The sequence below is a fragment of the Shewanella sp. SW24 genome, assembly GCF_025653395.1.
GTDB classification, from domain to species: domain Bacteria; phylum Pseudomonadota; class Gammaproteobacteria; order Enterobacterales; family Shewanellaceae; genus Shewanella; species Shewanella oncorhynchi.
In genome coordinates this window covers 133,767-147,841 of record NZ_JAKKSH010000013.1, presented here as the reverse complement: position 1 = coordinate 147,841, position 14,075 = coordinate 133,767, and the positions used below count along the sequence as shown (strand labels likewise).

At 47.3% G+C, this 14,075-nt stretch carries 14 protein-coding genes, 1 tRNA gene, 1 rRNA gene and 1 pseudogene; 9 read left to right on the top strand and 8 right to left on the bottom strand.

Going from position 1 to position 14,075, the window contains the following annotated elements; genetic code table 11:
- The 4 genes from rrf to L5M17_RS12785 all read left to right on the top strand — a co-directional run.
- Positions 1 to 88: ribosomal RNA gene (rrf, locus tag L5M17_RS12800) — 5S ribosomal RNA — on the top strand; the annotation flags it as partial.
- A gap of 36 nt (positions 89 to 124) precedes the next feature.
- Positions 125 to 201, top strand: a tRNA-Asp gene (locus L5M17_RS12795).
- A gap of 379 nt (positions 202 to 580) precedes the next feature.
- Positions 581 to 1,093: a DUF1993 family protein gene (locus L5M17_RS12790; RefSeq protein ID WP_063885021.1), complete on the top strand. Its 513-nt coding sequence runs from the start codon at positions 581 to 583 to the stop codon at positions 1,091 to 1,093.
- A gap of 411 nt (positions 1,094 to 1,504) precedes the next feature.
- Complete coding sequence (locus L5M17_RS12785) at positions 1,505 to 1,702, top strand: hypothetical protein (RefSeq protein WP_006079715.1); 198 nt, start codon at positions 1,505 to 1,507, stop codon at positions 1,700 to 1,702.
- 105 nt (positions 1,703 to 1,807) lie between these two features.
- Here L5M17_RS12785 and L5M17_RS12780 read toward each other — a convergent pair whose 3' ends face one another.
- From L5M17_RS12780 to L5M17_RS12750, 7 genes are all read right to left on the bottom strand, one after another.
- Positions 1,808 to 2,275, bottom strand: coding sequence for a GNAT family N-acetyltransferase (locus tag L5M17_RS12780; protein WP_173497771.1), 468 nt, complete (start codon positions 2,273 to 2,275; stop codon positions 1,808 to 1,810).
- 99 nt (positions 2,276 to 2,374) lie between these two features.
- Positions 2,375 to 3,691 carry a sensor histidine kinase gene (locus tag L5M17_RS12775; protein ID WP_263147907.1) on the bottom strand — a complete coding sequence of 439 codons (1,317 nt, stop codon included), beginning with the start codon at positions 3,689 to 3,691 and terminating at the stop codon, positions 2,375 to 2,377.
- 4 nt (positions 3,692 to 3,695) lie between these two features.
- On the bottom strand, positions 3,696 to 4,355 hold the full coding sequence (locus L5M17_RS12770; RefSeq protein ID WP_263147905.1) for a response regulator transcription factor: 660 nt from the start codon (positions 4,353 to 4,355) through the stop codon (positions 3,696 to 3,698).
- On the bottom strand, positions 4,355 to 4,621 hold the full coding sequence (locus L5M17_RS12765; RefSeq protein WP_105251051.1) for a PepSY domain-containing protein: 267 nt from the start codon (positions 4,619 to 4,621) through the stop codon (positions 4,355 to 4,357). The genes L5M17_RS12770 and L5M17_RS12765 overlap by 1 nt, the downstream gene beginning before the upstream one ends.
- Positions 4,614 to 5,177: a diheme cytochrome c gene (locus tag L5M17_RS12760; protein ID WP_263147902.1), complete on the bottom strand. Its 564-nt coding sequence runs from the start codon at positions 5,175 to 5,177 to the stop codon at positions 4,614 to 4,616. The genes L5M17_RS12765 and L5M17_RS12760 overlap by 8 nt, the downstream gene beginning before the upstream one ends.
- 90 nt (positions 5,178 to 5,267) lie before the next feature.
- Complete coding sequence (locus L5M17_RS12755; protein ID WP_006079721.1) at positions 5,268 to 5,714, bottom strand: DUF1924 domain-containing protein; 447 nt, start codon at positions 5,712 to 5,714, stop codon at positions 5,268 to 5,270.
- Positions 5,715 to 5,767: 53 nt separating this feature from the next.
- Positions 5,768 to 6,355, bottom strand: coding sequence for a cytochrome b/b6 domain-containing protein (locus L5M17_RS12750; RefSeq protein ID WP_006079722.1), 588 nt, complete (start codon positions 6,353 to 6,355; stop codon positions 5,768 to 5,770).
- A gap of 220 nt (positions 6,356 to 6,575) precedes the next feature.
- Here L5M17_RS12750 and L5M17_RS12745 point away from each other — a divergent pair, with 220 nt between their 5' ends.
- Both L5M17_RS12745 and L5M17_RS12740 read left to right on the top strand, forming a co-directional pair.
- Positions 6,576 to 7,031, top strand: a complete 456-nt coding sequence (locus L5M17_RS12745; protein WP_263147898.1) for a DUF2809 domain-containing protein — start codon at positions 6,576 to 6,578, stop codon at positions 7,029 to 7,031.
- A gap of 71 nt (positions 7,032 to 7,102) precedes the next feature.
- Positions 7,103 to 7,606, top strand: a complete 504-nt coding sequence (locus tag L5M17_RS12740) for a hypothetical protein (protein ID WP_263147896.1) — start codon at positions 7,103 to 7,105, stop codon at positions 7,604 to 7,606.
- Positions 7,607 to 7,771: 165 nt separating this feature from the next.
- Here L5M17_RS12740 and L5M17_RS12735 read toward each other — a convergent pair whose 3' ends face one another.
- On the bottom strand, positions 7,772 to 9,292 hold the full coding sequence (locus tag L5M17_RS12735) for an aldehyde dehydrogenase family protein (RefSeq protein ID WP_263147894.1): 1,521 nt from the start codon (positions 9,290 to 9,292) through the stop codon (positions 7,772 to 7,774).
- 381 nt (positions 9,293 to 9,673) lie between these two features.
- Between L5M17_RS12735 and L5M17_RS12730 the strand changes: the two genes are divergently transcribed.
- From L5M17_RS12730 to L5M17_RS12720, 3 genes and pseudogenes are all read left to right on the top strand, one after another.
- Positions 9,674 to 11,575, top strand: coding sequence for a sigma-54-dependent Fis family transcriptional regulator (locus L5M17_RS12730; protein WP_263147892.1), 1,902 nt, complete (start codon positions 9,674 to 9,676; stop codon positions 11,573 to 11,575).
- A gap of 282 nt (positions 11,576 to 11,857) precedes the next feature.
- Positions 11,858 to 13,378: pseudogene (locus L5M17_RS12725) on the top strand (catalase).
- A gap of 177 nt (positions 13,379 to 13,555) precedes the next feature.
- Entirely contained in the window at positions 13,556 to 14,071 is a 516-nt protein-coding gene (locus L5M17_RS12720) for an ankyrin repeat domain-containing protein (protein ID WP_263147890.1), read from the top strand.
- Positions 14,072 to 14,075: the final 4 nt, after the last annotated feature.

The following is a 14,075-nucleotide window of genomic DNA, read 5'->3' as shown; positions in this document are numbered from 1 at the left end:
CTGATCCCATCCCGAACTCAGAAGTGAAACGCAAACGCGCCGATGGTAGTGTGGGGTCTCCCCATGTGAGAGTAGGTCATCGCCAAGCGCCTAATTTAGGTTAACGTGTAGACGTTAAGCTAAAGGAGCGGTAGTTCAGTTGGTTAGAATACCGGCCTGTCACGCCGGGGGTCGCGGGTTCGAGTCCCGTCCGCTCCGCCAACATTAAGAGATAAGCCTCATCGAAAGATGAGGCTTTTTTCGTTATGGTGTCGTGGATAATTCGTGTCAGTGACGCACATGCTTTGGGCTCGAAGTATGTGGTTATCGTCATAGCCGGCCATCCCAATTCCTACGAGTGTACGTTATTGTTATTCGGATCAGTCCGAGATAATTTTAATCTCTTGGCTTGTAGCTGACGCTCTATGCCTACTGGTAACGTCTATCTTTTTCTCGTCCTAATTGACTTAATATCGTTTATATTGAAGTATTTATTATTAAGCAGATACTTAAATTCCAAGAATGATTGAAATTGAGTAATTTGCCCCAAGATCGTCTTAAGTGCTGCAGTTTTGTAGCGTCCATCAATGAGGTCTATGCCATGCTTTATGATTTAACGGTTGTACAATTTAGCAAGATGCTGAAAAATTTAAGCGTTATTCTTGAAAAAGGCGAATGCTTCGCAAACCTCAAGAAAGTTGATATGGCGGTGCTATTAAACTCACGTTTAGCGCCGGATCAATTCAATCTTATTCGCCAAGTTCAAATTGCCTGCGATACTGCCAAAATTGGCGTAGCACGTTTGACTGATAACTTAGATACAGTACCAAAGCATGATGATAGCGAGACGACGCTGGCTGAGTTGCAAGCGCGTATTAGCTCGGTTTTGGATTATTTAGCGACGTTTAAAGCGGATGATTTTGCTAATGCGGCCACGATCCATGTCTCACAACCACGATGGGAAGGAAAATATCTTACAGGTTATGAGTTTGCCATTGAGCACGCTATTCCGAACATTTACTTCCATGTAACAACAGCCTACGCGATTTTGCGCCACAACGGTGTTGAAATTGGCAAGAAAGATTACCTCGGCGCTATGCCATATAAGTCGTAAATCTAGGCTAGATGTAGTACTGTTGCGTAGCCTAATTGTTGCGCAGCAGCGCTTTGCCGCTCGAGCTTACCAACCTTTCTGCATTACTACCTGTTCTTTCTCTACCTATGTTATGCCGCTTTGTCGCTGGAAATTTAGGACTCGTTAGGGTTCTGTTACGCGGATGAAGTCAATCAATACTCAGTTTTTCATTTCGACCTTACGTCTCGATTATTTTTATCCTGTTAGCATGTGATTTAATTTTGTTGGCTTAGGTAAATGATATGGGCCGTAAGTTTATGAGTCGCCAAATTATCTATTACTTAAATAGTGAATGGCGAATTGACTCATTATAAAGATGACCTGTTTGTTCGTTTTGAGCAGGGATTTACTGGAAGAGCCTATTTAAGGTTCTAATTAAAGGAGTTAGCTATGTCTATCGAATCTCAAGCCGTCGAGAGTCCAACTGATGCAACGACAACTAAGAGCAAGAAAGCAAAAAAAGCCGCCATTACTAGTGGTTTGCGCCTCAAAGACAAGTTAACCCAAGACACTCGCCGCCGAATTGAAATTCTGCACGAGCAACGCCAATTATCCAATCGTTTCGGCGTGGATATAGAAATTGACTAAAGCCTTTGGCTTGTCGCTAAGTATTGGATATCACATCTAGATATTTAGCCAGCATGTACAGCTTCACGACGCCCGTCGTGAGGCTTGCTCACTCTCTTTAAACATTCACTTCTTAAATTTATATTCCATTATCGTGACCATCTCGCCCTTATAATCTTCATGTGAAATCATTGACCAACCCAGCGCTCGATAAAAATCGGCTTTATCTGCAGTAAACAAATAGATTTTCTGTAAACCAATCGCTCTAGCATGCTCAATGACGGCATTGACTAGCAACTTACCTAATCCTTTATTTCGATGGTTTGCATTCACATACACATTGGCGAGCCAAGGGCTTAAGTCAGTTCGGCTGTCCATATCTGCAGTGATTAATGAAGATGATCCCATCACTTGATTTTCCTGTTCGCAGATAAACATTTTGGGGATGGCGGCGTCAGTTAAATACTCGTTCATTTCCTCAATCAGCGTGGTGACAGAAGCATCCGCAGAACTCAAATGTGCCCATGCTTGATGATGCCACTCCGCCAATTGTGGAATGTGTTGCGGGGCAGATTTTAGGTCGATAACTTTCATATAAATCTCTAGACTGATTGCTGAAAGGGGGAATGGGCAAATTATACCCTCTATTGGCTTGCATGAACTTAGTGGTCATAGGCCGAGTGAGTATACCGCTTAATTCGGGATCGGCAGAAATACGCTGGCTTTAAGCCCGCCTTGTTTCGCATGGCTAAAACCGAGTTCGCCTTGATAACTGTCGACGATATCTTTGCAGATAGATAATCCTAAACCATGGCCCTGGATGCTTTCATCTAGCCGAATGCCGCGCTCAATGATAACGGACAGCGCGGCATCGGAGACGCCTTCGCCATCATCACTCACTTCTATCCCATAGCCTGTGGTTGGCACGTTCTGCTGACTGATATGGATCTCAATATTTTTGCGACCATGCTTGCAGGCATTATCCAGCAAGTTGCCTAAGAGTTCGAGTAAGTCATCCCGATCAAACGGCATCACTAAGCCGCTCGTGTAATGGCTATAAATAATGCGGTCTGGGTAAATGCGCTGCATTACTTGAATCAGCGGCGCAAGATCGTCATCGAGCACGGTATAACGTCCTGGAGTGGACAAGCCGACAATCTTAGTGCGCTTAAGCTCTCTCTCGATGATGTGGTGCAGGTTTGCGAGCACTTTACTGCCCTCACTTCGCTGTTCAGGTGGAAGGCTTTCTAGGTAGGACTGCAGCCCTTGTAACGGACGTTTCATCTCGTGGGCCAAGTTACCCAAGGCATTACGGGAGCGTTGTACTCGCTGGCCCAATTGATTAACTAAACGATCTATCTCTTCGATCAGCGGGACTATCTCGCTTGGCACTTGGTCAGGATTGATTTCTTGCCCTTGGGTGCGCATTTGCCGTATGGCTTCTGGCATCTGCTCTAAGGGTTTAAAACCGCGTTTAAGTAATTGATACTGTGCTATTAATAGAATGACAATCGTGAGCAACACGGCTGCGCTGGCAAAGGCTAAAAACTGCACTTGGGTTTGTTCAAGCGAGCTAATATCTTCTGTCACCCACAGGGTAACTAATTGATCATCTTTGATAACGGCCTGACTGAACATCAGCCAATGCTCTTTGCTGACAAACTCAGTGGCTTGGTGTTGCTCACCAGCGGTCAGTTTAGGCATGTTCACGTTATGGTCGAATAGGGAGCGTGAACGCAGAGTTTGCTCGCCGATTTGAATCGCAAAATAATGCCCAGAATTAACCCTGTGGTACACATTGGGCAAGCGGTCGGTGGTGAGCGCCCAGGTGCCATCGGGATTGTGATTCAGGGCGGAGATCAGGCTGTCGGCATCGTGTTGCAATCGCGAGGCAACAAAATCTTGGGTCAATATTTGGATGCCTTGGTACAGAAAATACAGTAACAGCACCATGGCAAAGGTGAGCGTGATCAGCAGATTGCGCGTCAGATAACCCTTGAGTGAATACACGCCTTTACTCCTTGAGTCGATAACCTTGGCCGCGGCGGGTTTCGATATAATCCTTGCCTAAGCGCTGGCGCAGGCGGTTGACGTACACTTCGATGACATTGCTGTCTTTGATTTGATCTTCTTCGTAAATGCGTTCACTGAGCTCTGACTTAGAGATGATTTTGCTGGGATTGACCATTAAATAATGCAGTAGGCGATATTCAATCTTAGTCAGCTCTATCACTTCACCGTCGACATTGGTGACCGCCTGTTTGTCGACATCGAGGGAGACGCCTGCATGCTGCAACACATTGTCGGCGCGGCCAAAGTGGCGGCGGATCAACACTTCGAGCCTTGCGAGTAGTTCTTCAATATGAAAAGGCTTGCCAAGGTAATCATCGGCACCCGCCTTGAGGCCGTCGACCCGCTCATGCCACGCATCGCGGGCGGTGAGGATCAGCACTGGCATGGCTAAGCCTTTTTGTCGCCATTGGCCGAGGACTTCTAAACCGGGTTTGCCGGGTAAGCCGAGATCGAGGATCACGGCTTCGAAGTTTTCTTCTTCGCCTAAAAAGGCACCATCAATACCGTTATCGGCGTGCTCGACGGTATAACCCGCCTTGTTAAGGGCGTGAATGAGGCGCGCGACCAGATCGGTATCATCTTCAATCAATAGCAAACGCATCAGTCGACCTTTTCCTTTAGCCACTCGCCGGTTTTGGCGTCAATCTTGATTTCATACACTATGCCATCGTCACGAAGGATTTCGAGCTCGTAGATGATCCTGCCATGTTTTTGCTCGACTTCGAGATCGAGCAATCGTCCCTTTAGCCTTGATTCATAGCGTTGCATTATGGTGTCGAAGGGCAAAACCTTGCCCTCCTTAACCCACTCGACCACCTTGCTGGAAAGATCATCGTCGTGGGCATTGCAGCTTGGACTGCTAATCATCCCAACGGCCAAAGCCAGGAATATTAACGGTATCTTCATCGAATATGCCCTTCTCTGCGAGGTTGTGACAATTGCTGCATTGACTGAATGAGCCGACTTTGGGGTTATCTTGCACCATACGCCTTGGGATCTCATCGTGTTTGCGAATAAAAAATGCCTGTTCTGTGATCTTCTGCGGCCCAGACCCTACGAGCAGCGGCGTGCTGTTTTTCATCACCTTACCATTTTGCGCCGCATGTTGAACCAGATATTCCTCAATTCTAGCAGTGACTTGAGGATCTAGGCTGGCGTTGTCACCAAAGTGATTCTCAAGATTTGCGGTAATGGCGCGCCACTTGTCGGCGGGGAGCAAGTTCGCGGGGTAAGCCATGTGGCAGCTGCCACATTCTGCCGTATATTCCGCATTTTGTGGAATGGCGCGGCTGAGCCCGCGGCCATCGTCCGCATAGCCTGTGCCGGTTAAGGTTAGGCTGACACCGATAACGCCAATGGCTAATGCCGCAGCTGTGAGTGATGAACCTAAGAACCAGCTAATAGGGTGTGCTTGTTTAGTCATGACATCTTCCTTTTTGTGCCGTTACCTTCTGTGGAAGGTATTGAAATTAATTGATCTAATTGAATGAGTTATAAAGTCGAAATTTGGCGGTTATTGCAGGCTTAACCAGAGTAAGGCATCGCCTTTTTCCTGCGGCGTGCAGTCGCGTTTAAAGGTCCAGTTACAGTTACGGGTAAACCATTTCTCGATTTTGGCTGAGTCTGTTAACCGATCTGCGGTAATCGACGGCGCCATAGGGTCAATGGGTTTACGGGTATTTTGGTGCATCCCCATGTCGGTGACTTTGGCGGTATGGCAACTGGCGCAGCTGCGACCGTCCATGTCCTGTAGCCAAAGCTTTTGTCCTGCGGCGGCGGTAAAGGGTCCAGCGCCTTGGGCTTGATAGCTTTGCAGCTGCGTGCCAATACGCTCAGCGCTAAGTGGCAGGCTTTGCACTTTACTGTTGGCGGCGCTAACGCTGAGGCTAGTCAGCAGCAAAGTTGAAATTGCGACGATAGCAAGGCGACTTTTATTCGTGTGTCTGGTTAATCTGTTCATAGGGCATTCCTTTTGGGCTGGATGTCTTGTTGCTAAGCAAAATGGCTAATGGATTAATCTTTTTGTTCCACTGGGCGTTGTTTCTTGCCCGTGACCATGGCTCTGACTAAGTTTTCTTTGTGTAACAGGCTGCTGACGATGACGCCGCCGACATGGATAACCACAAGGAATACGGTGAAGTTGGCAAAGAATTCATGGACTTCTTTTATGGCGCCTTCAGGCCAAGTGGCGAAAAAGCTCGTGGCTAATGGGCCGTGTCCGTCGGTGGCGTACAGTGCCATGCCTGAGAATCCCGTGATGGCGATGCTGGCAATCAAGGCCACTATCATCATTGCTCCAGCGGGGTTATGGCCTATGTAGTCTTTGGCTTTGCCTGTGATGAGCCCTTTGAGGTACACCAGCACTTCTTTAGGGCGAGTGATAAAGTTGCTAAAGCGCGCATTGTGGGTACCAATCACGCCCCACAGCAGGCGAAACACCAGTAAAATTAAGATGCTGTAACCTGCGTAACTGTGGATGGTCATCCACTCGTCTTCGCCTTCAGTAAGGTAGGCTAAGGTGAAAAAGCCGACGAGAGACCAATGGAATATGCGGATCAACAGGTCCCAGACTTTGATGGTTTGCAGTGTGTTTGATGACATGGTGTGACGCTCCTAAGTTGGTTTAGGTGTAGGCTACTTAACCCAAACTTAAACCTCGCTTAAATTTTGAGGCGCGAACATTCAGTGAGTTGATGGGGTTAAGTGGCGCGCTTGCCTGGGTGACGAGTCTTAAATTCCAACGAAAACTCGCTTGTTAACCTCTTGGTATTACGGTAGATTCTGCCACCTCAACCGAGTGAAGTTAGGGACTAACGTATCTATGTCTACCGCCGTTATTCGCGCTTTCATCAGCCGCAATCCGAGTCGTAAATCCTTTTTTATTTATGCCGTTTTATTATTTTTGACTGAAGTCTTAATCGCTTTATATGCGCCTGCGGGTTTTATTCGTGGTTTTGTGGGCGATGTATTGGTAGTGATCTTACTGTTTTGCATGGCGCGCGTTGTTGTACCCCCAGTAGTCAATCCGGTAGCCAATAGTACAGACGAGGGTATTAAACGCTTTTTTCAAACGCCTTGGCTGGCGTTGGCGGTATTGCTGTTTGCCTTTGCTATCGAGTTTGGCCAATATTGGGGCTTAGTCGATAAGCTGGGCTTGGGCGGAAATCGTTTGGCGCGAATAGTGATAGGTAGCCATTTTGATCCACTAGATCTCGTGGCATATTTTGTCGGCTATTTGATATTACTGGGCTGTTATTGGAAAAGCCGTCAGTCCTAGTGATTTGAGTTTGCAAGAGCCGCGTGACGTGTGTTTTCGCGGATAGGAATGCGAGATAAGTGGGGTAAGGGATGCAGCCGATAACGGGGTTTTCACTGCTAACAGCACGTACTGATGGACTTGAGCCTGATCCACTGAAAATGCCTTTGTATTTCAATGGCCAACCTACTCACTCTTTTATTGCAGGCCTAGTGATTGAAGGCCAATACCGCTGCGTTTTACCCAATAAAACCTCGGGGTATTTGGTCATCACTTCTTTCGATTGTCCCTTCGAAGAATCGACCGAGTTTAGTTTGCTTGATGAAGGGTTTAAGCTCATTGCGACAACCTCTTTGGCGCAAATGTACGATTCTTTTCTGCTTTATGCCCATTGGCCTATGACGGATAACCGACTGAGGTTGCACTATTATGGTCAGTTTGTGCTGGATTTAGTGATTACAACGGGTAGTTCTTGGTTAACTTTTCAGCCAAAACTTAAACTGGTTGAAGTTATCGATCCCCAAAGCGATCCACAAACAGCCTCATCTCTTGCTGAATTAGCTCAGCGTTTAGCGCGGATTGATAATATAAACTGAGTGAGGTTTGAATTAAATTCAGTTAAAAAAGAAAGGGCTATTCGCCCTTTCATGTTTATCACTTGTATCTATTACTCATGCGGAAAGTTTTATAAGCTTGCTTGCAAAGACGTTTAAAAACCTAATAAAAGCTTCCTCACATCAGCTTGTTTGAGCCCCAAAACCTTAGAAGAAACCTAAAGGATTAACATCGTAACTCACCAAGAGATTCTTGGTATTTTGATAGTGGTTGAGCATCATTTTATGGGTTTCGCGGCCGATGCCGGATTTTTTGTATCCACCAAAGGCGGCATGGGCTGGATAGGCGTGATAACAGTTAATCCACACGCGGCCCGCTTGAATGCCACGTCCCATGCGTTGAGCCGTGTTCATGTCCCGTGTCCACACACCAGCGCCTAGGCCGTACTCAGTATCGTTCGCGATCGCTAAGGCTTCGGCTTCATCTTTAAAAGTGGTGACCGAAATGACGGGGCCGAAGATTTCTTCTTGGAAGATACGCATCTTATTGTGGCCTTTCATAATCGTCGGGCTGATATAATAACCTTCGCTTTGACCGCCATCGAGTTGGCAAAGTGTGCCGCCCAATAGTACTTCTGCACCTTCAGCCTTACCTATGGCTAAGTAACTTAAGATTTTATCGAATTGCTCTTTAGAGGCTTGAGCGCCGACTTGAGTGTCGGTATCTAAGGGATCGCCTTGTTTAATGGTTTGCGCGCGGGCGAGCACTTTTTCGATAAAGCGATCGAAAATCGATTCTTGGACTAGCACCCGAGATGGGCAAGTACAGACTTCACCTTGGTTAAAGAAGGCCAGCAACATACCTTCGACGGCTTTATTTAAATATTCGTCCTCATGGTCCATCACATCGGCAAAAAACACGTTAGGCGACTTACCGCCAAGCTCAACGGTCGATGGAATTAAGGATTCGGCGGCGCATTTTAAAATGTGATAGCCAATTTCGGTGGAGCCCGTAAAGGCCAATTTAGCGATGCGTTTGCTGGTGGCCAAAGCTTGTCCTGCTTCGGCGCCAAAGCCGTTGACTACGTTAAGAATACCCGCGGGTAATAGGTCTTCAATCAGCTCGAGCAAGACCAGAATCGAGACTGGCGTCTGCTCCGCAGGCTTGAGTACCACACAGTTACCCGCCGCTAGCGCAGGTGCGATTTTCCATGCGGCCATTAAGAGTGGAAAGTTCCAAGGAATGATCTGGCCGACCACGCCTAAAGGCTCTGGGAAGTGATAACTGACTGTGTTGCCATCGATATCGGCAGCGCTGCCTTCCTGTGCGCGGATACAACCCGCAAAGTAGCGGAAGTGATCGACGAATAAGGGCAAGTCGGCATTTAAGGTTTCACGCACCGCTTTACCGTTTTCCCAGGTTTCGGCAACGGCTAAGTATTCGAGATTTTGCTCGACGCGATCGGCAATGCACAGTAACAGGTTTGAGCGCTCGGTGACTGAGGTTTTACCCCATGCTTCTTTGGCTGCGTGAGCGGCATCTAATGCTAATTCAATATCTTGTGCATCGGACCGCGGGATTTGGCAAAAGTTTTGGCCATTCACGGGGGAGCGATTGTCGAAGTATTTGCCATTGACTGGGGCGACCCATTTTCCGCCGATAAAGTTGGCGTATTTTTCTTTAAAGTTAACGATTGCGCCTGCGGTTCCGGGTTGAGCATAAATCATAGAATCATTCCTTCTTGTGGATGGCATGCTGGGCGTTGGCGATTTTTACGCTCTTGGCTTCAGCAAGGGAGTCTTGTTGATGCATCTCTGCTGGATGTCTTTTTAAATATTTTTCGTTTTGCTTTAAGCCAATCCTATTGATTGGCTTAGTGTTCTCTTATGCAACACCTTAGGCTTGCATACCAAGTGAGCATCGCAAGGAGAGTGCCAAACTGGCAGGAGTTGTACACTTGTTGTGCTAACAGTATGATGAAAAGCTAATTTTGCAGATTTGAATAAGTATGGGCACTCAGGGAGAGAAGTGTGTCCTGTGGTTACTTTGTCATTGAGTGGCACACAGCAATTGTGCCGAAACGGAACACAGCTAGGGGGAGCATGGCTATGACAGTTAAACCGCATTTATTATCGACACAGGCGTGGTTGGCCGATTCGTGGCAGCGCAGCATTGGCGCTGGCTTGTCAGAATTTCAGTTACCCCAGGAACTCAGGCTCGATGCCTGCGAACTAAAGCAGAAACATGAGCAATATCAAATGCTCATTGCATTAGTGCAATCCCACGCCTTGCCTTTGTTTAATCAGTTGATGGCGCATTCTAATAGCCGACTCTTGCTCAGCGATGCCGAGGGTTACGTGCTTAGGCATTGGGGCGTGAGCCGTTACTCCACAAAACTGGCGGATGTAGCTCTGGATATTGGGGTGAATTGGCTTGAGCAGCATAAGGGCACTAATGCGATAGGGACGGCGCTTACCGCCAAACAAGCGGTATCTGTAGTGGGTGAGCAACATTTTATTCGCCAAAATCGTTTTATGAGTTGCACTGCTTGCCCGATATTTTCCCCCCAAGGTGAGATGCTCGGGGTGATTGATATCACCAGCGAGCAGCAAAGGCACACCCAGCAGACGCTGATGTTAGTGTCCAGTTTGGCGCAGCAGGTCGAGACCGCGCTTTTGTGCCATCTGCCCGATAGCCATTATCGAATCGATTTAGCGGCGCAGCCAAATCTGTTGAATTCGGGTTGGCAGGGCATAGTGATTGCCGATAGTGATGGTCGCATCGTGGGTTGTAATCCCATGGCGAAACAATTGCTTAATCATGCCAAGGTGGGCGATGCCGTCGAACAGTACTTAGGCGATAATTGGAGCCGTGCGGGTGGCTTTAATCAACATTTAGCTTTGCATTTACAGACTCAATCCTTAAATATTCCCAGCGCTAAGGGTCGAGTTGCGATTAGCAATAAATCGCTCAATCAATTGGGGGTTCGGTTTCGCGATCCTCAACTTGAGCGCGCTTGGCAACATGCCAATAAGGTGATCACCAAGCAAATTCCGCTGTTAGTGCTTGGTGAAACTGGCGTCGGTAAAGAGCAGTTTGTTAAAAAGCTCCATGCCCAGAGTGCGCGTCGCAGCGAGCCCTTAGTGGCGGTGAACTGTGCGGCATTGCCTGCAGAGTTAGTCGAATCTGAACTCTTTGGTTATCAGGCTGGCGCTTTTACTGGGGCGAACCGCACTGGATTTATCGGCAAAATTCGCCAAGCTCACGGCGGTTTTTTGTTTTTAGATGAAATTGGCGAAATGCCGCTGGCGGCACAGAGTCGTTTACTCAGGGTATTGCAGGAGCGCGAAGTGGTACCCGTTGGCAGTAATCAAAGCTTTAAAGTCGATATCCAAATCATTGCCGCAACCCATATGGATTTAGAACAACAGGTGACTCAAGGGCTGTTTCGGCAGGATCTGTTCTACCGACTCAATGGCTTGCAAGTGCGCTTGCCTGCGCTGCGGGAGCGGCTGGATATCGAGCGTATTATCCATAAATTGCATCGTAAACATCGTATCGCCGCGCAGGATATCTGCCCAGAACTGTTAGGGAAAATGATGCAATACGACTGGCCGGGGAATTTGCGTGAGCTGGATAACCTCATGCAAGTCGCTTGCTTGATGGCAGAAGGGGACAATACCCTCAATTGGCAACATTTACCCGATTATCTGGCGGCCAAACTCACATGCGAGCCGTTAAAAGAAGACCTGTTGCAAGCTGCACCCTTATGTGAAGAATTTAAGGAGGTAAGCCGTCAACATTCAGTATCACCCCTGCCAAGTGGCAAGTTCGTTGTGGAGCCGAATGTCACACAGGTTCAATCGGATTCCCTAAATGAGGTGATTTATAGCAATGTGCTGCAGGCATACCAAGCCTGTAATGGCAATGTGAGCCAATGCGCTAAGCGTTTAGGGATCAGCCGTAATGCCTTGTACCGGCGATTAAAACTGATGGGGATTAAGGATTAATGCTAGCTTACGGCTCTTGTTGTGAAGCTCAATCAATCGCTAAATATCTCTTAATCACCCCACGTTTATCCACTTCGCAATAGACTAAAACCGAGAGGTTTTAGTCCACAATCTCTAGCTTCAGTATCTGACAATGTGACTTTTTGTTGTTGCCAATTTATGTCTAATAGGTTTTATTGATTCGTATAATCGATAAAGATCGTTTCTTCTAATTACCAATTCAGAACTATACTGCGGGCAGGCAGAAAAGAGCTTGGCGTTATGCATAGAAGAGGAACTGTTATGCATCTTACTAAAAGCCTTTTAATTATTTCTATGGGTCTGACATTGAATGTACAGGCTCAAACTTTACCAACAAATACCCTGACACGTGACAATGGTGCACCTGTGGGTGATAACCAAAACTCGACCACAGCGGGCAGTAATGGCAGCGTGTTATTGCAAGATGTGCAGCTTATCCAGAAGCTACAACGCTTTGCCCGTGAACGTATTCCTGAGCGTGTCGTCCACGCCAGAGGCACAGGTGTCCATGGTGAGTTTGTATCGAGTGGCGATTTTAGCAACCTAACCCAAGCGGCACCCTTTGCACAAAAAGGTAAAGTTACACCCGTATTTGTGCGCTTTTCTACTGTGATCCACTCAAAAGGTTCACCAGAAACGCTGCGTGATCCCCGTGGGTTTGCGACCAAATTTTATTCGGACCAAGGTAACTGGGACTTAGTGGGTAATAACTTACCCGTATTCTTCATTCGCGATGCGATCAAGTTTCCTGACATGGTGCATTCACTCAAACCATCGCCAGTGACCAATATGCAAGATCCGAATCGTTTCTTCGATTTTTTCAGTCACGAAGCGGGTTCAACCCATATTTTGACTTAGGTTTACAGTAACTTAGGTGTACCTGCCAGTTATCGTGAAATGGACGGTTTCGGTGTGCATGCGTACAAATTTGTGAATCGAGATAACCAAGTTAAATACGTGAAATTTAACTGGAAGAGTCTGCAAGGTGTTAAAGGCTTACGTCCCGATGAAGTGGTTAAAGTCCAAGGGCAAAACTTTAACCATTTAACTGATGATCTTTACAGTGAGATCAACAAGGGTAACTATCCTAAGTGGGATCTGTACGTTCAATTACTCGACCCGACTGAGCTTAATAATTTTGATTACAACCCGTTAGATGCCACTAAGGTGTGGCTAGATGTGCCAGAACAAAAAGTGGGCACTATGACGCTGAACCGCATGCCTGCAAACTTCTTCCAAGAGACTGAGCAAGCGGCATTTGCGCCATCGAATTTGATCCCAGGGATTGAGCCTTCGGAAGACAGATTACTGCAAGGCCGTATGTTCTCCTACGCCGATACTCAGCTGTATCGACTCGGCGCGAATTTGTCGCAATTGCCGATTAATAAACCCTTAGTGGCGGTGGCAAACCACAACCAAGAAGGTGCGGGCAATATGGGGCATACCCAGTCCGATGTGAACTATCAACCGAGCGTACATTTAGCCTTGGCCGAAGATAATCGTTATCGTGCGGTAACAACTGCGCTGACGGGGACTGTGCAACAAACGGCTATTAGCAAGTAGGATAACTTTAGCCAAGCGGGCGTCTTTTATCGCAGCTTGAGCAAGCAAGATAGAGCAGATCTGATCACTAACTTGGCCGGTGACTTAGGCAAAGTGAACGATACCAATGTGAAACATCAGATGCTCAGTCACTTTTATCGTGCAGACCCAGAGTTTGGTGAGCGTTTAACCAAGGCCGTAAAGGGTGATCTGGCCGAGGTTAAACAGCGTTCAATCTGATGTCGTTATTTTTAGGACTGTTTTGGTCGCAGAGATTTGCGCGTTAACTGTCCGAATCCAGTAAGTCCCGCAAGACGTAAACAAGCTCTTTTCTGCCCAGTTTAAGAGAGCGTCTTGCGGGCATTTCGTCACGTCTCATTGTTTAAATCTCTATTTTAGCTGTGCTGGGAGCCATTGATGAAACACACTATTGCTATCTTATTATTGATTATTGTGGCCCTGAGTATGTCGGTGGCAATGGGGGCGGGTTCGCTTCAAGCGCCATTGGTTACACCCGCAACTGTCAGTCAAACGGACGAGCCCGATACCGCACAAGTACAATTGCTGGTGGACTACTTTTTTGCTGCAGCGCGTACCGGCGATATCACAGTGCTTGAGCATTTTCTCGATGCAGGCTTCCCTATTGACCAGAGAAATAGTCAAACCTATACCGCGCTAATGGTGGCGGCTTATAACGGCCAAGAGGCTGCAACGGATTTATTGCTTGAGCATGGTGCTAATGCTTGTTTGCAAGATAAGCGTGGTAATACGGCAATGATGGGCGCTGTGATTAAGGCCGAATTCAATATTGTAAAGCGGCTATACGCAAAAGAATGCGATGCGAACCTAACGAATAATGCCGGAATGACCTTGACTGAGTTCGCCCGCTACTGGGGTCAAAGCGGCGCTTTACAGCAGGCGAGTTTAAAGTAATAAA